Below are 18,982 nucleotides of genomic sequence, written 5' to 3' on the forward strand. Positions count from 1 at the left end.
TGGTGGCCCCGCGACGCAAGCCGGTCCGCGACGCACATTGTGCGGAGTGGGATGAATGAGCCCTTTGTCACAGGCTGTACTGTGCGAGGGACGGTCTGGCGTCGGACCGATGCCGTCTCTTCTGCGAGGTCGACACTTCATGGGTTGCCATTCCCCGTTAGCGACACACCCTGAAGAGGTGAGTTTTCGAAGCGCCTTTCTTTTGCCTACTTTTCTTTGGAAGACAAAGAAAAGTAGGTGCCGCCCCGCACAGGGGCGACGCTAATAAACCAGAAGCAAAACAAGGAAACGCACCAACCCCAGATCAAAAAAAAGCATCAACCAGGCGTAACAACAACCGTACAGGTAGTCCCAGCAGAAAGCACGAGCCCATCAGGCACCTGATCAATATGCACCCGCACGGGCACCCGCTGCGCCAACCTTACCCAGTTGAAAGTAGGATTCACATCAGCGAGCAGCTCACGGCTTTGCGGATTATCGCGGTCATAAATGCCGCGAGAAATGCTCTCGACGTGCCCGTGCAGAACCCCACCGCTCATCAACCGCATTTCGGCCTTGTCGCCGATCCGCACACGCGGCAACTTGGTTTCCTCGAAATACCCATATACCCAGAACGAATGGCTATCGACGATAGCCATTTTGGGCGCACCGGCATTCGCGTAGTCGCCGCGGAAAACCTGCAGGTTCGTCACATAGCCGTCGGCAGGCGCCACCACCCGCGTGCGCTCGAGATTCAGCTTCGCTGCATCCAGCGCGGCGAGCGCCTGCTGATACTGCGCTTCAGCAGCGCTGGCGGTGTGCGTCGCGTTCTCGCGGCTTTCCTTCGACACCACCAGGCTGTCCATATCCGCACGCCGCTGCGCGTCGTCGCGGCGCATCTGCAACTCGGCCTTGCGTGCCGCAACCGCTGCCTGGGCCTGCTCGACCGCAATCTGGTAATGCGATGGATCGATCTGCATCAACAGATCGCCTTTCTTCACGAGCTGGTTGTCGTGCACCGGCAGTTCAACCACCGCACCCGACACATCAGGCGCAATGTTGATGACGTCCGCACGCACGCGCCCATCGCGCGTCCAGGGTTCGTCCATGTAGTGCACCCACAGCGCACGGCCAGTCAGGATCGCGACGCCAAAAATAGCGAGGGTCGCGACGAAGCCAATAATTTTCCGGATGGTCATGATTCGACTCTGATCAACGATAAACGGCGAGCCCAAGCACGCCGCACACACAGACGAGCAGGCTCGCCCTGAATAGGGAAGGGTGCCAGACGACGCGATACAGCCCGGTCCAGGCGATCACACGGTCCAGCACCCAGGTCACGGCGGCACCGGCAATGAACAGCAGCACAATGGCCGGCACGTACGCGTCAAGGACAGCGATTTCACGTGGCATGGTGGTCTCCTTCACGCGCGTCACGCCGTGCGCCAACCAGTTCTTCCAGCGGCGATTGCGGATCGAGCAGCGCGGTGCGAATGAAATGCAGATGACTCAGGATGCGTTGCAACTGGTGACGTTCCTCGCGCGGCGGCGTGAACGTGGCAAGCACCTGTTGCGTCGCGGCAATGGCGTCGGCCGTCGCGGCCAGCGCGGCGACATGGCGATCCGCATCCGGCTTGTGGAACAGTTTCGCGAGCGTATCGCGCATCCTGCGGATCGCGACACGCCACGGCATCGAGTCCGCATAGCGTGCGTCGGCGGGCAGCGTCGCAATCTCCTTGCGCAGATCGATCACCGCGTTGCCCACTTCGAGCACCGCAAACAGCCAGCGCAGCGTGTTGAGCTTCAATGCCGGCTCGCCCTCTGCAAGCGCGTTGATCTGGAACGTCAGATCGCGTGCGCCGCTCTCGAAGCGCGAGCGCAGCCGCGACAGACGTCCGTGGCACGTCAGCACGACCTGGCGCCGCAGATCGTTGAAGAGGCGGTTGCGCAGCCATGGCGTCGACGGCGGCAGCAGCACGGCAAACGCAATGGACCCCACCAGCAGCGCCAGGGTCAACGCCAGTGCATCGTTCATGAAGCTGGTGGGATCGTAGACGATCAGATTGTCGGGGCCCGCCAGAAAGCTGAAGAAGATGCAGTAACCCATGCCATAGCCGGCGAGCTTCGGCCGCGTCGTCATGAACACGCCGATCAGCAGGGCCGGCGTGAGCGCGAGGGCAAGCAGCGGAAAGCCGGTGATGTGCGGATAGATGCCGAACGTCACGATCATGCCGGCGAGCGAAGCCAGCACGGTACCGCCTGCCATCTGGAACGCGGTGCGCATCGGATAGGGCGACGATGACGCCAGCGCGCAGACCGTTGCGGCATTGAGCGCCAGCGTCGAGCCGCTCGGCCACGCCGTGGCGATCCAGAACGCGCCGACCACCAGCATCACGATGGTCGCGCGCAGACCGGCAACGCCCGCCGCGATCGGATTCGTCTTTGGCTCGTAGCGCTCGATCCAGCGTTCACGCTCGTGCGTGTCGACGGCGAGCGAGGCATAGGTCGCGGCGTACGCGTGCAGATCGTCGACGAAGCGATACAGCAGTTCGGCGGCGGTGTCGAAGTCGAGCAGAGGCGCATCCGGTTGCAGTTCGAGCCCGGCGCGCGTTTCACGTACACGCCCCGGCAACCCGGCCCTGTACGTTTCGAGTTGCGCGGCGGCGTGCGTGGCGTCGGCGGCGCTCAAGACGGGTTCACCCGCGCTCGACTTCGCGAGCAGCGGCGCGATCTCCCTGAAATACGGCTCCAGTGCGGCGACCGTTACGCTCGCGCCGCCTTCGTGAAGCCGGTTCATCAGTTGATGCAAGGCATGAAAACGCGTCGACGCGGTCATGAACTCGCTGTTCAGACGCGACAGGCGGCCGCTTCTCATCCGCGAGAAGGGCGTCTCGAAGACCGCGACGCTGCGGGTCGTCTCGAAGCCGACGATGTCCGCGACAAAGCGCGCATTGGTTGCGTCGATCTGCTCGCGCGGCACGTGGCCCGACAGCGAAGCCGACACGTATTCGACGAACGCGCTGAAGCGCGCGCGCACGGTGGAGCGCATCTGCTCGCCCGCATGCTCCGGAAACACCAGCGCGCTAACCGCGCCGGAGCAGATGATGCCGAGCGAGACCTCGGCCACCCGCGTGAGCGCGGACAGGAACGCGCCGTCCGGATGCTGCGACGCCGGGATGCCGATCAGCGCTGCCGTGTAGCCTGCCAGCACGAAGCCGTACGAGCGGAAATTGCGGTTGCGCGCGGCGCCGGCCGTGCAGATGCCGACCCACAGCGCGGTCGAGATCATGAACAGCTCGGGCTGTTGCGAGAACAGCCCGAGCAGCGCGAGCATGACCACCAGACCGATCAGCGTGCCGCAGATTCGGTAGAAGCTCTTGGCGAGCACCATCCCGCTTTGCGGCTGCATGACGACGAACACGGTCGTCATCGCGGTGCGCGGCTGCGGCAGATCGAGCTTCATCGCGACGAAAAGCGCAAGCAGTGCGGCCGCGATCGCCTTGAACATGTAGATCCATGTGCGGCCGTCGGTGCGGGCCCATCCGGCGGCCGCCTCATAGAAGCTGGCGAACGACGTCTGCAGACGCGGGGCGGAGGAGGGGGACGCGGACATGGCCGGCTCCGCGCTTACTTCTGCGCCGCCACGCCAGCCGGCGCGGTAGCGATGGATGTGGACGTGGACGTGGACAACGCGGTGGGCGTGCCGGCAGCGCCTGCTGCCGAGCCTGCAGTACCGCGAGCCATACCGCTCGCGTCAGTGACCGTTGCAGAGGCCTCTGACGCTGCGTTGGGGCCCGTTGCCGCCTTGCCACGCCCGTGCGCTGGCAGAACCTCCTTGTCGGTCGGACCATCGGCCGGCTCGATGACGCCGCCACCCAGCGCCGTCACGAGCGACGCCTGCACGCCAAGCCGCTCGGCCTCGATTCGCGCGACGCCTTCCTGGGCATGCAGATACTGGGTCTGCGCGATCAGCACATTCAGATAGTCGGTGAGGCCGCGCCGGTATCCTTCCGCGGACAGTTCATAGTTCTTGCGCGCCACATCGACGGAGCGCTGGGCATCCTGCGCCTGGGTTTCGAGCGAGCGCGTGCGCACCACCTGGTCGGAAATATCCTTCAGCGCGCCGATGATCGTCTGGTTATAGCGCTCCACCGCCTGATCGTAGCCGGCCGACGCCGCACCGAACTGCGAGCGCAGCCGGCCGCCGTCGAAGATCGGCAGCGACAGCGCCGGACCCGCGGTCCAGCCGCCGTTCGCCGCATGCAGGAACTGGAACATCGGGCCCGCCGCCGCGAAGCCGCCGAGGGACATCAACAGGTTGATGTTCGGATAGAAGTCGGCTTTCGCCACGTCGATGCCGCGCGCCTGCGCGGCGACGGTCCAGCGGGCCGCGACGATGTCGGGCCGGTGGCCGATCAGCTCGGCCGGCAGCGCCGACGGCAGACCGGCCGGAGCCGACAGCGACAGCGTCGGCCGCGTGATCGACTCGCCTGCACCCGGCCCCTTGCCGGCCAGCGCGGCCAGCTGGTTGCGATCCAGCGCGATCGATTCCTCGATTGCGTCGATCTGCCGTTCGTATTCGGGCAGCGGCGTTTCCGCCTGGCTCACTTCGAGCTGCGTGCCGAGGCCGCCTTTCAGACGCCGCTGCGCGAGGTCGAGGATCTTGTGCTGTTGCTCGAGCGTCGACTTCGCGATGTCGAGCAGCGCGTAGTTCATCGACATCTGCACGTAGGCGCGCACGACATTCGCTTCGAGTTCGAGCTGCGCGGCGCGCGCGTCGGCGGCCGTCGCATGGGCGACGTCGAGCGCGCGTTCGGCGTTGTTCTTGTCGCGGCCCCACAGATCGAGGTTGTAAGAAAGGCCAATCGTGCCGGTGTTGTTCCAGGTGGTCGCGTCGGCGAGCGGGCCCGGGCCGTAATACACGTTGTCGGGCCAGTGCTGGCGTTGCAGCGACAGATCGCCCTTCACCTGGGGCGAGAGCGCCGACGCGGCCACGCCAGCCATCGACTGGGCTTCGCGCACGCGCGCCCGGGCCACCGCAAGAGTCGGATTGCCGGCCTGCGCGGCGGCGATCCACGCGTCGAGCTGCGGATCGTTATAGGCGCGCCACCACTCGGCAGCGGGCCACTTCGCGTCGGCGTTGGCCGCGCGGATCGCCGCACCGGCGTCAAGCGCGGACGGGTCGAGCCCCCGGGATTCCGGCGCGATGCCTCCGGTATTGGCGCAGCCGGCTATTGTTAATGAGATCGTAAGAACCGCAAGCGCGACGACCCCTTTCTTTACCGGAGACTGCACGATTTGCTCCCTGATTGGCTATAGAACACTGTGCGCCATTATATTTTTTGAGCGATTACTGAATAACCAGTAAGGATGCAACGCATTCTTACGGACTTTGAGATAATTGCCCTTGCGATTTATGCAACAATCCACCCGGTCTGAAGAAGGATAGCCATGGATACGCTCCAAAATATGCGTGTATTTGCCCGTGTGGTGGAAGCGGGCAGCTTTACGGGCGCCGCGCAGCATCTGAATACGACGACGGCCTACTGTTCGCGCGCGGTTTCTGATCTGGAAGCGCATCTGCGCACGCGTCTTTTGAACCGCACGACGCGCCGCATTGCGCTGACGGAGGCCGGTGAGCGCTATCTGCAGCGCTGCGAGCAGATTCTGGCTTATGTCGAACAGGCGGAGGCGGAGGCGAGCGACGCGCACGCCCGTCCGTCCGGCAAGCTGAAAGTGCACGCGATGAGCAGTTTCGGTCAGCATTATGTGGTGCCGGCTGTCGGCCGCTACCAGCAGCGCTATCCGGAAGTGCAGGTTGAACTGACGCTCGCTCAGCGCATGCCCGATCTGCTCGACGAAGGCTATGACGTGTCGCTGACGCTTGCAACCGGCCTGCCGGATTCCGGCCTCGTGTCCCAGCGCCTCGGCAGCGCCTTCAGCATCGCGTGCGCTTCGCCGGCGTATCTTGAACGGCACGGCGTCCCGAAGGTGCCCAGCGATCTGAACCACCACACCTGCCTGCACATGGTGACGCCGATCTTCCCGGCGCATGAATGGATTTTCGATGGCCCGAATGGCACGGAATCCGTCGAACTGGGGGCCTCGACGTTCACCGTGAACGTGGCGGAGGCGATGGCCGTGGCCGTCCGCGAGGGAATGGGGGTTGGATTGATTCCGATTTATTCGGCGATCAGCTGGCTGCGCAGTGGCGAGCTTGTGTGGATCCTGCCCGAATACACGTCGCAGGAAATGAACGTGTATGCGCTCTATGCGTCGCGCCAGTATCTGGATGCGAAGATCCGCACGTGGGTCGAGTTCATGCGCGACGAACTGCCGTCCACGCTCGCAACCGATCAGGCCGAATTGCGGCGCTTCGCTCGGACCTGAACCCGGTCCGGGCCACTCACGGTGCGAGAGAGAGGGGCGCTGACAGGGCGCGCGTCCCACCCGTTTCGACCGGTTACAGACTTGTCGCGTCGCAACATTTCCTTACTTCTTCGCGCCGGTCGATTTGCTAACGTGTGGGGACTGCACTGATTGATTTGATCTGCGTCGCCTGCCGACGTCGCTACCGCACGAAGAGGAATTCATGGATACGCATCTGCTCGTCGGCGTTGCCGTCATGCTTGGACTGATTGGAATCGCCGCCTCGCGCGAACTGCTACGCAGCCTGCGCGCCCAGTCTCAACTCGTGCCCGTCCGGGTATCGCGTCCAGTTCGTTCCGATAAGGTCGACCCGAAGTAAGTGTTGCAGAATCTGCGCGGCCATCGGACCATTCAGCAGCGGCACTTCTGCGTACTTGTCGGTCTGCGCCGGAACCGCTCCAATATCGGAAAAAATACCGGTATGCGGGAGGGGCACCCGCTTGTTCATCCCCTCTGGCGCTGACGTTGGATCAAGCGATGCCGATGACCGGTAATTGCACCGGCCAGTTCCTCTTCAGGCAGTAGCCTTGCCAGCAACCCGAGTCCGCTGCTGGTTCAGATCTCCACCACCTTGTCCCACGCGAAGCCCGGATTTTCCGGCCGCCTCGTGCGGCGGTCGACATAGCCGCGCGGATTGCACACCACATGCGTACCGTTCACCGTGTAATCGAACGGCGTGTGCGTGTGGCCATGAATCCACAGCACGACGGGTGACCGCACGAGCGTCGGCAGATCGCTGATGAAGCCGGCCGATACGAGATCGTCGGCGTAGCGTTCAGCCAGGCTCAACCGGTGCGGCGCATGATGGGTCACGACGATCGTCTTTCCTGCAAACGGTTTTGCCAGTTCCGCTTCGAGCCATGCCCGCGCGCTGCGATGAAGGGCGAGCGTGTCGGCGGGCGTGAAGTCGCGCTGGGCGGCCGGGCCGGCAGCGCCGGCGACAGGAGGCCACGCAACCTGGATCAGGCCGCGGAAATCCAGCATCACGCGCCGGGCCGCTTCGATCGATTCGTCGCGGGCTTTTTCGTCTGCGCCAAAAAGTTCGAAGTTCGTCCACAACGTCGTACCTAGCACGCGCCATTGTCCCGCCGGATCGACGAGCGATGCGTTGTTCAGGAAATGCACGTTGTCGACCGAACTGGCCGCATCGTGCATCGCCGCTTCGAGCGCGCCGAACTCACCGTCGTAATACTCGTGGTTGCCCGGCACGTAGACGACGGGCACGTTGCCGTCGAAGGTCTCGGCGGCCCAGCGGAGCCCCTGCGCATGATTGTGGATGTCGCCGGCCAGCACGACGAGATCCGCATCGGCATGCGCAATTACCTCGGGTTCATCGCTTTCGAGATGCAGATCGGACAGAACGCGAATCTTCACGTGACGACTCCTGCGCCCGGCGGAATGTGCCGGCCTTGAACCTTTAGCGTAGCACCTTGCCGGGGTTCATCAGATTGAGCGGATCGAGCGCCGCCTTGAGCGTGCGCATCAGCTGGACTTCGACGGGCTGCTTGTAGTGCATCGCTTCGTCGATCTTCAGCTGTCCGAGGCCATGTTCGGCGCTGATGCTGCCGCGATGCCGATGCACGCTGTCATAGACGAGCTGGTTGATCGCTGTCTGGTACTGGTCGAGAAACGCCTTCGCATCGACGCCTTCTGGCGCCTGCACGTTGTAGTGCAGATTGCCGTCGCCGAGGTGACCGAACGTGACCATCCGCGCGCCCGGCACAGCGGCTGCGATGGCGGCGTCGGTTTCGTCGATGAAGTGGCCGATGCGCGAGATCGGCACCGCGATGTCGTGCTTGATGTTCAGACCTTCTTCTGCCTGCGCGAGCGGAATGTGTTCGCGAAGATTCCAGAACGCCTGCGACTGCGCGAGATTTTCCGCGACCACGGCGTCTTCGACGATGCCTTCTTCGAGCGCGGTTTCCATCAGACGTTCGAAGAGCGCGCGTGCGTGTTCCTCGCTCTCGCTGTCCGACAGTTCGAGGAGCACGACCTGCGCATGCGGCTCGGCAAACGGATAACGCATCTGCGCGAAATGCCGTCCGACCAGCCGCAGGCAGAAGTCCGACATCAGTTCGAAGCCGGTCAGAAGCGGTCCGGCAAAGCGCTGGGTAAGCGCGAGGAAATCGAGCGCCGCATGGGGCGACGCGAGCGCCGCAAGCGCGGTCACGCGGGCGGCCGGTTGCGGATGCAGTTTCATCACGGCCGCGGTAATGATGCCGAGCGTGCCTTCCGCACCGATGAACAGGTCGCGCAGATCGTAACCGGTGTTGTCCTTGCGCAACCCGCGCAGGCCGTCCCAGAGATCGCCCTGCGGCGTCACGACTTCCAGGCCGAGGCACAGCTCGCGTGTGTTGCCATAGCGCAGCACGCCCGTGCCGCCCGCGTTCGTCGCGAGATTGCCGCCGATCGTGCAGCTGCCTTCGGCGGCGAGGCTCAGCGGAAATAGCCGGCCGGCCTGTTGCGCGCGAGCCTGGACGTCGGCCAGCACGACGCCCGCTTCGACCGTGATCGTATTGTTGTGCGGATCGATATCGCGGACGCGGTTCAGACGCCGCAGGCTCAACACTGCCTGCGCGCCGCTCGCGTCCGGCGTTGCGCCGCCAGCCAGCCCGGTGTTGCCGCCCTGCGGCACGAGTGCGACGCGATGAACGACCGCGAGCTTCACGAGCGCGGCAACTTCGTCAGCCGTCGACGGACACAGCACGGCCCGCGCCAGGCCGGTATAGCGATGGCGCCAGTCGGTGAGATAGGGCGCGGTGTCGTGCGGGTCGGTCAGGACATGCGTGGCGCCGATGGCTTCGACGCAGGCTGCGAGGAAACGGGACGGCGAGGGAGACGATGCGGCGGATTGAGTCATGATGGTCGGTCAGAATGTGTTTCGGGGCGCTGTGTGCTGCCTCGCTCTTTTTGAGCCGCGCCCTGGTGATGCGGTGATGCTTGTGCGTTTGCGAGGTCCGGGAGCCAGGGCGTGACCCGCTGCGTTTCCGGCTTAAGCGGCTGCTTTTTTCGCGCGCTTTGCCGCGCGTTTGAACGGCGCGACATAGCTTAGCGCGCAGACAAAGAAAACCGTCGCGAGTATCGCTTCGAGCCAGCCGAGCGTGGCGCTCAGTCCGCGGTCGGTCATGCCGCGCACGATGCCTTCCGCGAGATAGAGCAGCACCAGCATCGACGCCCATTGCAGCGTGTACACGCTGCGGCGCACAACGCCCTGGAGCGCGAGCAGCAATGGCACGGCTTTGAGCACGAGGGCCGAGCCTCCCGGGCGCAGCGGCGCGAGCCACCATTCCCACGCAACCGACAGCGCGATCAGCGCAATCAACGCGATCGACGCGCCAACGGCGAAGCCCCTGCGTGCAGCGACCGTCGGCATGGCGGACGATCCGCCCGGCTCAGGCGTTGCGGGACGAGGCGCGCTCACGGGCGGCCACCCATCATCGAGGCCGCGCGCGCGATTCGCGTGCCGAGGGCGATCGCCAGCGTTTTTTCGTCTGCGGAGATACCTTGCTCCGCTGTTCCGGCACGCGCGAAGTGCGATGCGCCATAGGGCGTACCGCCGGTTTGCGTCGTGGTGAGCGTGCTTTCGGTGTAGGGGATGCCGACGATCATCATGCCGTGATGGAGCAGCGGCAGCATCATCGACAACAGGGTCGATTCCTGCCCGCCGTGCAGGCTGCCCGTCGACGTGAACACGCAGGCCGGCTTGCCCGCGAGCGCGCCCGAGAGCCACTGCGGCGTGGTGCCGTCGAGGAAGTATTTGAGCGATGCCGCCATATTGCCAAAGCGCGTCGGCGAACCCAGCGCGAGACCCGCGCATTCCTCGAGATCGCGCAGTTCGGCGTAGGGCGGGCCTTCGGCCGGAATATCCGGTTGCGTGGCTTCGCAGACCGTCGAAACGGGTGGCACAGTACGCACGCGCGCCTGCATGCCGGGTACGCTGTCGACGCCGTGCGCGATCGCCAGCGCGAGTTCGCGCGTCGCGCCATGCCGGCTGTAGTAAAGCACGAGAATGTCTTTCATAAGCCTCATCGGTGAGCGGGTATTATAGGGGTTCGGTCCGTGCGCGCGTTGCGTGGCGGGCGGTACAGGAAGATGAAGGAGGCCGGTTTGTTGTCCAGGGTGCGTCTTGACCTCGATACGCTCAAACGTCTCGCGCAGTTTGCCGCTGAACGCAGCAGCGAAGATCGCATAGCTCAGGTGGCCGGCAGTCTCACGTTCACCACCTTGCTTGCGGTGGTCCCGCTTGCGACAGTCGCGTTCGCGCTGTTCACTGCCTTTCCGATTTTCGCGTCGTTCCAGATGTCGCTGCAGGGATTCCTCGCTGAACATCTGATGCCGTCGCAGATCAATGACCAGATTTTCCGCTATCTGAACGAGTTCGCCGCCAAGGCCAAAGGCCTGACGACGATGGGCATGATCATCCTGTTCGTCACGGCGGTGATGACGATGATGACGGTCGAATCCGCGTTCAACGTGATCTGGCGCGTGCGCAAGGGCCGGCCGTTCGCGCAGCGCGTGCTGGTCTACTGGGCGATTCTCACGCTGAGCCCCCTGATGATCGGCTTCAGTCTGTCGATCTCGTCGTATCTCTTCACGCAGTCGATGGCGTACACCGGTGCCGATCACATTCCGGCCGTGATCGAATGGGCGCTGACCGGCGCGGCCTTCCCGCTTACTACGCTCGCCTTCACGATGTTGTATGTCTACCTGCCGAACTGCCGGGTGGAATGGCGCGATGCGGTGATCGGCGGCGTGTGCGCCGCGGTCGCGTTCGAGCTGGCCAAGCGCGGCTTCGGCTATTACATCCGCCGGATTCCGACCTATACCGCTGTATATGGCGCGTTCGCCGCCATGCCGATGTTTCTGCTGTGGGTGTACCTGAGCTGGGTCATCACGCTGGCGGGCGCGATGATCACATCGGCGTTGCCCGAGGTCCGGATTGGCCAGTTCCACCGGCCGCAGTTCCCCGGCAGCGACCTGCTCGATGCGCTTGAACTGTTGGGCCGCCTGTCCGAGGCCCGCGATGCGGGCAAGCCCGGCTACACCATGCAGGAACTCGCACGGATGCTTCGCCGCGACATGGGCACGACGACCCGCTTGATCCAGCGGCTGGAAGATATCGAATGGATCGCGCGTCTCGAAGACAACGAAGGGCGGCCGCGTTTCCTGCTGATTGCGAACCCGGCGCAGATCGCGGTCGACCGGCTTTTCGACATGTTTGTGATCAATCGCGAGGAGCTCGCGTACCAGCTCAACCTCGATTCGGCGCGGGTCGACGGTGCGTCGTTGCTTGCCGCGCTGGATAACGACAAGCTGGGTGTTTCGCTTTCGACACTGCTGGCAGCGCGGGCGGCTGCGCGCGCCGCGCGTGCCGTGGAGGACGGGCAGCGACGTCAGTCGATGCCGCATCAGACGGCTTGAGGAATCGACAGACTGTGAAGGCCGCGGCTGCGGTGGCGCGAAGGTGGTCAGTCCGGCGCCTCAGCGCCTTCTGTAATACCGAAGATCTTTTATAGCGCCTTAAGGCTGCCCAATTCCCCGAATCTGTCGCTAACGATCCACGCGTGCGCGCAGTTACAGAGAGATCTTCCCTACGCAAATGTCCTTGAACATTACCCAGTCGCCCATCAGGCTGTAGATCGGATGCCTGAAGGTAGCGGGACGATTCTTTTCGAAGAAGAAGTGCCCGACCCACGCAAATCCGTAACCGCAAACGACTGCCGCCGGCAGCCATAACCAGTCGCCAGTGGCGAGCGCCATCGCGAGGAAGCCGATCACGCCTAGCGACCCGACAAAATGCAGCCGCCGCGATACGCGGTTGCGATGCTCTTCCAGATAGAACGGATAGAACTCCGCGAAGCTCGCGAAGTGATCGCTGTGAGTGGTATGCGCCATCATGACCTCCGTTTCTGCCTTTTCAGCCAGCCGTTCCCGCATGCCTCGCCTGCACAATGCCGGACTGCGCGAAGCCATATTTCAACCCGGACGGGCTTGAATCATTGTGCTGCTATCGACCGGCCCGCGCAACCTGGCCATCCGGCCGATGGTGTGCGCTGCCGCATTTCGTTATCTTGAAGACTGCTGCAAGGACTAAAGGGTTACCGATGGCTGCGAGGCAAACGCAAAGAGCGCATCCAGGGTTGCGTCCGGCTGTTCAGCCATGAGCGCGTGGCCGGCGTCCAGTGTGACAGTGTCGACGGCCACACCCGCCTGTGCGAATGCCTTTTCGAGCGCTTTTGCGGCGCGCGGCGGCGTCATCGCGTCGCGACGGCCGACAATCAACCGCACCGGGCAACGCACCTGGGCCGCGCGTTCTACGCCGTCCGCATACGCATTGCAGGCCGTGAAGTCGGTATGAAACAGGTTCGGTTCACCCGTTGCCGAAACGCGCTCCATCAGGCGCTGGTTCATGCCGTGCAGCCAGAAGCCGGGCGCTGGGCAGGATGGCTTCGCGGCAAGGGTCGAATGCGACCACTGGTTGACCATGCCGATCGCCTCTGGCTCGCGATTGAGCGCCGCATCGAGCAGGGCGTCGGACACGGCCATGGGTACAGCGGTCGCGACCAGTGCGAGGTGGCTTGTGCGGGCCGGGTAGCGGGCGGCAAAATCGAGCGCCACGAGCGAGCCCATGCTGTGACCGGCGACGAACGCGCGCGCGACGCCCACGGCATCGAGCAACGCCGCCAGCCAGTCCGCCATGGCTGCAATATCGCGCAACGCCGGCCCGGCGCTGCGATGGTGACCGGGTAGGTCGACCGCCAGCACGCCGAAGCCGTGGTGCGCGAAATAACGCGTTTGCAGGGCCCACACACTGTGGTCGTGCTCGGCGCCGTGGACGAATACGGCGGCTGGCAGCGTCGGGTCGAACGGTTTGCCACCGGTGTAGGCGTAGGCGGGAACACCATGGACGTCGACGATCATGTGGACTCCTTGCGCGGGCCGTCGGCTTTGAGACGATCCGCTGACGCGCCAGGGGTCTTTTGCGACGTCTTGAGCGCGCGCTTGAGATCGTCGATCAGGTCGTCGGGATCCTCGAGGCCGATCGAGAGCCGGATCGTGCCTTCCGTGATGCCGGCGGCGGCGAGCGCTGCGGCGTCCATGCGGAAATGCGTGGTCGACGCGGGGTGGATGACCAGCGAGCGCGCGTCGCCGACGTTCGCCAGGTGTGAGAACAGCGACAGCGTTTCGATGAAGCGCCGGCCGGCGGCCCGGTCGCCGCGCAGGTTGAAGCTGAACACGGCGCCTGCGCCGCGGGGCAGCAGGCGTTTTGCCAGCGCGTGATCGGGATGCGATGCCAGTTCGGGATACGCCACGGATTCCACCGCGGCATGGCCTGCGAGAAACTCGACCACCTTGCGCGTGTTTGCAACGTGGCGTTCCATGCGTAGCGGCAGCGTCTCGATGCCCTGCAACAACTGCCATGCCGCCTGTGGATGCAGGCACGCGCCGAAGTCGCGCAGGCCTTCGCGGCGGGCGCGCAGCAGAAAGGGGGCAACGGTGCTTTCTTCGGCGAACACCATCCCGTGAAAACCCTCATAGGGCTCGGTAAATTCAGGGAAGCGGCCTGACGCCTCGAAGTCGAAAGTACCGCCGTCGACGAGCACACCGCCTATCGTCGTACCGTGGCCACCGAGGAACTTGGTCGCCGAGTGGTACACCAGGTCGGCGCCATGGTCGAACGGCTTGAGAAGCCAGGGCGTGGTGAAGGTCGAATCGATGAGGAGCGGCACCCGGTGCCCGTGTGCGATCTGCGCGACGGCTTCGATATCGAGCACGTCGAGCCCCGGATTGCCAAGGGTCTCACCGAACAGCAACCGCGTATTGGGGCGCAGCGCGGCGCGCCAGGCGGCGAGGTCGCCCGGTTTGACGAAGGTCGTATCGATGCCGAAGCGCCGCAGCGTGTAGTTCAGCAGATTGTGCGAACCGCCGTATAGCGCGCCCGACGCGACAATGTGCGAGCCGGCGCCCATCAGCGTGGCGATCGCGAGGTGCAGCGCAGCCTGGCCGCTGGCGGTGCCGATTGCGCCCGCGCCGTTTTCCAGCGCGGCGACACGCTCCTCGAACACCGCGACGGTCGGGTTCGATATGCGCGAGTAGACGTGGCCGGCGCGCTCCATGTTGAACAGCGACGCCGCGTGATCGGTGTCCCGGAACGAGAACGAGGTGGTCTGGTAGATCGGCGTCGCGCGGGCGCCGGTCGTGGGGTCGGGAGCGGCGCCGGCATGCAGCGCGAGCGTATCGAAACGGTTGGCGGACATCGTGAGCGGCGGAGCCACAGAGGGCCCGGCGAAGGGTGAAAGTGGGGGCCATCGTATCACCCGGGCGGGCCGTTTCGCGGCCCTTTTTCACCGCAGGAGCCCGCTGGGCCGGCTTTGGCGGCAGCGCTGGGGTGCGGTTTGTCCGCTTTCCTTTTGCACACCTTTCCGCTAGGATCGAAAGTCAACAGGCTCTACCAGCATCACAGGAGACAATCATGCGAGTCAGCGACATCCTCAAGGTCAAGGGCAACACCCTTTTCACCGTCACCCCCGATACCACGGTGCACGAGGCCGTCAACGCGATGGCCGATCACGACATCGGTTCGCTCGTCGTGATGGAATACGGCGATCTGGTCGGCATGCTGACATTTCGCGAAATTCTCCTGACGCTCAGCCGTAACGGCGGCAGTGTCGGTACTTCGACGATCCGCAAGGTCATGGACGACCATCCGCTCACCTGCACACCCGAGACGGATGTGAACGAGGTGCGCCGCATGATGCTCGAGCACCACGTCCGCTATCTGCCGGTGATGGACAGCCGCACGCTGATGGGCGTGATTTCGTTCTACGACGTCGCGAAGGCGGTGGTGGAAGAGCAGGGTTTCGAAAACCGCATGCTCAAGGCCTACATCCGTGACTGGCCGGAGCAGGAGCAGGAGCAGGCGCGCTAATCGGGCTGCCCGGGGCTGCCGAGCCGTCTGCAGGCCGGCGCGGGTTTCCCGCGTTCGCCATGGCGCTGCCACGCATGTGGTGTATGAAGAGAAGGCGCGCGCGAAAGCGTGCGCTTTTTTTGTGTCCGTCGGCGGCGCAAAGTGCCGCATAACACCTGTCGCACCGTCGTCCAATTCCTGGAGTTCCCAGCCTTCATGAGCGATCGACCGTTACCCGCCGCCCGTCGCGCCGGCCGCTCCGGCCCGCCGCACGAGTCGCAGTTCCGCCTGCTGCGCGAGCGCCGCTTCGCGCCGTTCTTCTGGACGCAGTTTCTGGGCGCAATGAATGACAACGTGTTCAAGATCGGCTTCACGTCGCTGGTGACGTACCAGGCGGCGCGCTTTTCCGGTGTCGATGCGAAGACGGCAGCGTTCCTGATATCGGCTGTCTTCATCCTGCCGTTCGTGCTGTTTTCGGCGACTTCCGGGCAACTCGCCGACAAGTACGACAAGGCGATGCTGACGCGCTTCGTGAAGACCTTCGAAGTCGGTGTAATGCTGGTCGGTGGCGCAGGCTTTCTGCTGCATAGCGCGCCGCTGCTCTATCTGTGCACTTTTCTGATGGGCGTGCATTCGACGCTCTTCGGACCCGTCAAATACGCGTATCTGCCACAGCATCTGTCGAAAGAGGAACTGGTTGGCGGCAACGGCATGGTCGAGATGGGCACCTTCGTTGCGATCCTCCTGGGGACGATTCTGGGTGGTGCGGCGGCTGCTTTCGTCGAGCATGGGGCGATTGTGCTGGCGGGCTGCTGCGTGGCGATCGCCCTCATCGGGCGGGGCGTGTCAGGGTTTGTGCCGCCTTCTGCGGCGCCGCAGCCTGATCTGGCCATCAACTGGAATCCCGTCAGCGAGACGTGGCGCAATCTGAAGCTCGCCCGCGAGAATCGCACGGTGTTTCTGAGTCTGCTCGGGATTTCGTGGCTGTGGTTCGTCGGCGCGACGTTTCTGTCGTCCTTCTTCAGCTTTGCGAAGAACGTGCTGTCGGCCGATCCGGATGTCGTGACTGTGTTGCTTGGCACCTTCTCGATCGGTATCGGTATCGGCTCACTGCTCTGCGAGCGGCTGTCGAAGCGTCGCATCGAAATCGGGCTGGTGCCGCTCGGCTCGATCGGCATGAGCCTGTTCGCGATCGATCTCTACTTCGCAAGCCACCGGCTGCCACCGGCCGGACATCTGCTGACAGTCGGGGAGTTCATCGCGATTCCCTCGCACTGGCGTGTTCTCGCCGATCTGTTTCTGCTCGCGATGTTCGGCGGCTTCTACAGCGTGCCGCTCTATGCACTGATCCAGAGCCGTAGTCAGCCGAGCCATCGGGCCCGCATCATCGCGGCGAACAATATTCTGAATTCGCTGTTCATGATCGTGTCTGCACTGATGGCGGTGGGTTTGACCGCAGCGGGCGTCAGCATTCCAGGCATTTTCCTCGTGACGGCATTGCTCAATGTCGTTGTCGCGACCTACATCTATTCGCTCGTGCCTGAGTTCCTGCTGCGTTTCATTGCGTGGTTGCTGGTGCACACGTTCTACCGGATCCGCCTTGTCCATGCGGAACGTATCCCGGAGGAGGGCGCGGCCGTCCTCGTGTGCAATCACGTGAGCTATGTGGATGCGGTCGTCATCATGGCTGAGAGTCCGCGGCCGATCCGCTTCGTGATGGACTACCGGATCTTCCGGTCGCCGTTTGCCGGATGGTTGTTCCGTCACGCGAAGGCGATTCCGATCGCGCCGGCCCACGAGAATGCCGACATGCTCGCGCGCGCCTACGATACTTGCGCACAGGCGCTGGCCGAGGGTGAACTCGTGTGCATCTTTCCCGAGGGCAAGCTGACGAAGACCGGCGAGCTGAATCCGTTTCACCATGGTGTAAAGGAGGTCATCCGCCGTACGCCAGTGCCGGTTCTGCCGATGGCGCTACGTGGTTTGTGGGGCAGCGTGTTTTCGCGGCACGGCGACGTCCACCTGCCGCGACCGCTGCAAAAGGGCATGATGAGCCGGCTGACGCTGGCTGTCGGCGAGCCGCTCGATCCGGCGAAGGTGACGCCGGAAGGTCTGCAGCGGATCGTCACGGAACTGCGTGGTGCGCGCAAATAGCGGCTGGGCGCGCCGTCAGGCGGCTTGTGGCGCCGGGTCTGAAGGGCGCGCAGCGGTGGTTGGGCTGGCATAATAGCGGCTTCCCCGCATTTCTTTGGACGACGCTCATGTCCGGCAATACCCTCGGTACGCTTTTCACCGTCACGACATTTGGCGAGTCGCACGGCCCCGCTATCGGCTGCGTGATCGACGGCTGCCCGCCGGGCATGGTACTCGGCATCGACGACATCCAGTTCGAACTCGACCGCCGCAAGCCCGGCACGTCGCGTCACGTCACGCAGCGTCAGGAAGAAGACAAGGTCGAAATCCTGTCGGGCGTGTTCGAAGGCAAGACCACCGGCGCGCCGATTGCGCTTCTGATCCGTAACACCGACCAGCGCAGCAAAGACTACGGCAACATCGCCGATACATTCCGCCCGGGCCACGCCGACTACACGTACTGGCAGAAATACGGCATTCGCGATTATCGGGGCGGTGGCCGTTCATCGGCGCGTCTGACTGCGCCGGCCGTCGCGGCGGGGGCGGTGGCGAAGAAGTGGTTGCGCGAGCACTTCGGCACGGAAATCCGTGGTTACATGAGCGCCCTGGGCGAGATCGAGGTGCCGTTCATCGACTGGTCGCATGTGCGCGAGAACCCGTTCTTTGCGCCGAACATGGATATCGTGCCCCAGCTCGAGGCATACATGGATGCGCTGCGCAAGGAGGGCGACTCGATCGGCGCGCGTATCAACGTGGTGGCGTCGGGCGTGCCGGTCGGACTCGGCGAGCCGCTTTTCGACCGTCTCGACGCCGACATCGCCCACGCGATGATGGGCATCAACGCGGTGAAGGGTGTTGAAATCGGCGCGGGCTTCGCGAGCGTCGCGCAACGCGGCTCGGTGCATGGCGACGAACTGACACCGGAAGGCTTCGTCGGCAATCACGCGGGCGGTGTGCTGGGCGGCATATCGACGGGGCAGGATGTGACCGTATCGATCGCAATCAAGCCGACGTCGAGCATCCGCACGCCGCGCCGCTCGATCGACAGGGCCGGTCAGCCGGCAATCGTCGAAACTTTTGGCCGCCACGATCCGTGTGTAGGAATTCGTGCCACGCCGATCGCGGAAGCGATGCTCGCGCTAGTCTTGATCGACCACGCGCTGCGTCACCGCGCGCAATGTGGCGATGTGCAGGTAAGCACGCCGAAGATCGCGGCGAGCGCGCCCTAACAGCGGCTTCAACAGGCGGACGCGGCGCAGTGCCTGCCCCGTTCAGTGCGACGCGCCCTGTTCCGGGCGCGTCTCCGTTCGCGTTCCGGGGGCGATTGAAAGTCGCGCCGAATGCAAAAAGCGCCGCATGTAGCGGCGCTTTTTGTGTGGAGCGAGCGGAAAACCTGTGCGATCACATATTCGGATAGTTGGGCCCACCACCGCCTTCAGGCGTCACCCACACGATGTTCTGCGTCGGGTCCTTGATGTCGCAGGTCTTGCAGTGCACGCAGTTCTGCGCGTTGATCACGAGGCGCTCGCTGTT

18 protein-coding genes are annotated in these 18,982 nt (G+C 64.1%); 6 read left to right on the forward strand and 12 right to left on the reverse strand.

Going from position 1 to position 18,982, the window contains the following annotated elements:
- Window positions 1-317 precede the first annotated feature (317 nt).
- The 4 genes from P3T23_RS38755 to P3T23_RS38770 are packed head-to-tail and all read right to left on the reverse strand — an operon-like array spanning window position 318 to window position 5,274.
- A complete protein-coding gene (locus P3T23_RS38755; RefSeq protein WP_429321336.1) occupies window positions 318-1,178 on the reverse strand; it encodes an efflux RND transporter periplasmic adaptor subunit in 861 nt (286 codons plus the stop codon).
- Between the two features lie 13 nt (window positions 1,179-1,191).
- Complete coding sequence (locus P3T23_RS38760; RefSeq protein ID WP_133662401.1) at window positions 1,192-1,392, reverse strand: DUF1656 domain-containing protein; 201 nt, start codon at window positions 1,390-1,392, stop codon at window positions 1,192-1,194.
- Window positions 1,382-3,592, reverse strand: a complete 2,211-nt coding sequence (locus tag P3T23_RS38765; protein WP_429321337.1) for an FUSC family protein — start codon at window positions 3,590-3,592, stop codon at window positions 1,382-1,384. The genes P3T23_RS38760 and P3T23_RS38765 overlap by 11 nt, the downstream gene beginning before the upstream one ends.
- Window positions 3,593-3,606: 14 nt before the next feature.
- Window positions 3,607-5,274, reverse strand: a complete 1,668-nt coding sequence (locus tag P3T23_RS38770) for an efflux transporter outer membrane subunit (RefSeq protein WP_429321338.1) — start codon at window positions 5,272-5,274, stop codon at window positions 3,607-3,609.
- A 156-nt stretch (window positions 5,275-5,430) separates the two neighbouring features.
- On the opposite strand from P3T23_RS38770, the gene P3T23_RS38775 reads away from it, so the two are divergent.
- Window positions 5,431-6,369: a LysR family transcriptional regulator gene (locus P3T23_RS38775; RefSeq protein ID WP_429321339.1), complete on the forward strand. Its 939-nt coding sequence runs from the start codon at window positions 5,431-5,433 to the stop codon at window positions 6,367-6,369.
- A gap of 202 nt (window positions 6,370-6,571) precedes the next feature.
- A complete protein-coding gene (locus P3T23_RS38780; protein WP_429321340.1) occupies window positions 6,572-6,727 on the forward strand; it encodes a hypothetical protein in 156 nt (51 codons plus the stop codon).
- 236 nt (window positions 6,728-6,963) lie between these two features.
- Here the strand turns inward: P3T23_RS38780 and P3T23_RS38785 are convergent, their stop codons facing one another.
- The 4 genes from P3T23_RS38785 to wrbA all read right to left on the reverse strand — a co-directional run bounded on the left by P3T23_RS38785 (window position 6,964) and on the right by wrbA (window position 10,428).
- Window positions 6,964-7,782, reverse strand: coding sequence for a metallophosphoesterase (locus P3T23_RS38785; RefSeq protein WP_429321341.1), 819 nt, complete (start codon window positions 7,780-7,782; stop codon window positions 6,964-6,966).
- A gap of 43 nt (window positions 7,783-7,825) precedes the next feature.
- Complete coding sequence (locus P3T23_RS38790; RefSeq protein ID WP_429321342.1) at window positions 7,826-9,268, reverse strand: FAD-binding oxidoreductase; 1,443 nt, start codon at window positions 9,266-9,268, stop codon at window positions 7,826-7,828.
- 132 nt (window positions 9,269-9,400) lie between these two features.
- Complete coding sequence (locus tag P3T23_RS38795; RefSeq protein ID WP_429321343.1) at window positions 9,401-9,781, reverse strand: DUF2069 domain-containing protein; 381 nt, start codon at window positions 9,779-9,781, stop codon at window positions 9,401-9,403.
- A gap of 44 nt (window positions 9,782-9,825) precedes the next feature.
- On the reverse strand, window positions 9,826-10,428 hold the full coding sequence (wrbA, locus tag P3T23_RS38800) for an NAD(P)H:quinone oxidoreductase (protein ID WP_429321344.1): 603 nt from the start codon (window positions 10,426-10,428) through the stop codon (window positions 9,826-9,828).
- Between the two features lie 87 nt (window positions 10,429-10,515).
- On the opposite strand from wrbA, the gene P3T23_RS38805 reads away from it, so the two are divergent.
- Complete coding sequence (locus P3T23_RS38805) at window positions 10,516-11,829, forward strand: YihY family inner membrane protein (protein ID WP_429321345.1); 1,314 nt, start codon at window positions 10,516-10,518, stop codon at window positions 11,827-11,829.
- 153 nt (window positions 11,830-11,982) lie between these two features.
- On the opposite strand, the gene P3T23_RS38810 is transcribed toward P3T23_RS38805, so the two are convergent.
- From P3T23_RS38810 to P3T23_RS38820, 3 genes are all read right to left on the reverse strand, one after another.
- Window positions 11,983-12,303, reverse strand: coding sequence for an Mpo1-like protein (locus P3T23_RS38810; RefSeq protein WP_133662408.1), 321 nt, complete (start codon window positions 12,301-12,303; stop codon window positions 11,983-11,985).
- 195 nt (window positions 12,304-12,498) lie between these two features.
- Window positions 12,499-13,329: an alpha/beta fold hydrolase gene (locus P3T23_RS38815; protein WP_429321346.1), complete on the reverse strand. Its 831-nt coding sequence runs from the start codon at window positions 13,327-13,329 to the stop codon at window positions 12,499-12,501.
- On the reverse strand, window positions 13,326-14,666 hold the full coding sequence (locus P3T23_RS38820; protein WP_429321347.1) for an O-acetylhomoserine aminocarboxypropyltransferase: 1,341 nt from the start codon (window positions 14,664-14,666) through the stop codon (window positions 13,326-13,328). Before P3T23_RS38820 ends, P3T23_RS38815 begins: the two co-directional genes overlap by 4 nt.
- Window positions 14,667-14,881: 215 nt before the next feature.
- Here P3T23_RS38820 and P3T23_RS38825 point away from each other — a divergent pair, with 215 nt between their 5' ends.
- The 3 genes from P3T23_RS38825 to aroC all read left to right on the forward strand — a co-directional run bounded on the left by P3T23_RS38825 (window position 14,882) and on the right by aroC (window position 18,678).
- A complete protein-coding gene (locus P3T23_RS38825) occupies window positions 14,882-15,337 on the forward strand; it encodes a CBS domain-containing protein (RefSeq protein WP_429321348.1) in 456 nt (151 codons plus the stop codon).
- A 195-nt stretch (window positions 15,338-15,532) separates the two neighbouring features.
- A complete protein-coding gene (locus P3T23_RS38830) occupies window positions 15,533-17,470 on the forward strand; it encodes an MFS transporter (protein WP_429321349.1) in 1,938 nt (645 codons plus the stop codon).
- Window positions 17,471-17,577: 107 nt separating this feature from the next.
- Window positions 17,578-18,678, forward strand: coding sequence for a chorismate synthase (gene aroC / locus P3T23_RS38835; protein WP_429321350.1), 1,101 nt, complete (start codon window positions 17,578-17,580; stop codon window positions 18,676-18,678).
- A 172-nt stretch (window positions 18,679-18,850) separates the two neighbouring features.
- Here the strand turns inward: aroC and P3T23_RS38840 are convergent.
- The coding region (locus P3T23_RS38840) for a 4Fe-4S dicluster domain-containing protein (protein ID WP_429321353.1) at window positions 18,851-18,982 on the reverse strand (132 nt) is incomplete at its 5' end.

Source organism: Paraburkholderia sp. GAS448, assembly GCF_050435685.1.
Taxonomy (GTDB): domain Bacteria; phylum Pseudomonadota; class Gammaproteobacteria; order Burkholderiales; family Burkholderiaceae; genus Paraburkholderia.

Bases quoted from the DNA above. Each gene is read 5' to 3' on its own strand.
- P3T23_RS38810 (WP_133662408.1), bottom strand. From the start codon at position 12,303: ATGGCGCATACCACTCACAGCGATCACTTCGCGAGCTTCGCGGAGTTC.
- P3T23_RS38815 (WP_429321346.1), bottom strand. From the start codon at position 13,329: ATGATCGTCGACGTCCATGGTGTTCCCGCCTACGCCTACACCGGTGGC.
- P3T23_RS38765 (WP_429321337.1), bottom strand. From the start codon at position 3,592: ATGTCCGCGTCCCCCTCCTCCGCCCCGCGTCTGCAGACGTCGTTCGCC.
- wrbA (WP_429321344.1), bottom strand. From the start codon at position 10,428: ATGAAAGACATTCTCGTGCTTTACTACAGCCGGCATGGCGCGACGCGC.
- P3T23_RS38825 (WP_429321348.1), top strand. From the start codon at position 14,882: ATGCGAGTCAGCGACATCCTCAAGGTCAAGGGCAACACCCTTTTCACC.
- P3T23_RS38820 (WP_429321347.1), bottom strand. From the start codon at position 14,666: ATGTCCGCCAACCGTTTCGATACGCTCGCGCTGCATGCCGGCGCCGCT.
- aroC (WP_429321350.1), top strand. From the start codon at position 17,578: ATGTCCGGCAATACCCTCGGTACGCTTTTCACCGTCACGACATTTGGC.
- P3T23_RS38795 (WP_429321343.1), bottom strand. From the start codon at position 9,781: ATGCCGACGGTCGCTGCACGCAGGGGCTTCGCCGTTGGCGCGTCGATC.
- P3T23_RS38780 (WP_429321340.1), top strand. From the start codon at position 6,572: ATGGATACGCATCTGCTCGTCGGCGTTGCCGTCATGCTTGGACTGATT.
- P3T23_RS38830 (WP_429321349.1), top strand. From the start codon at position 15,533: ATGAGCGATCGACCGTTACCCGCCGCCCGTCGCGCCGGCCGCTCCGGC.
- P3T23_RS38775 (WP_429321339.1), top strand. From the start codon at position 5,431: ATGGATACGCTCCAAAATATGCGTGTATTTGCCCGTGTGGTGGAAGCG.
- P3T23_RS38760 (WP_133662401.1), bottom strand. From the start codon at position 1,392: ATGCCACGTGAAATCGCTGTCCTTGACGCGTACGTGCCGGCCATTGTG.
- P3T23_RS38755 (WP_429321336.1), bottom strand. From the start codon at position 1,178: ATGACCATCCGGAAAATTATTGGCTTCGTCGCGACCCTCGCTATTTTT.
- P3T23_RS38790 (WP_429321342.1), bottom strand. From the start codon at position 9,268: ATGACTCAATCCGCCGCATCGTCTCCCTCGCCGTCCCGTTTCCTCGCA.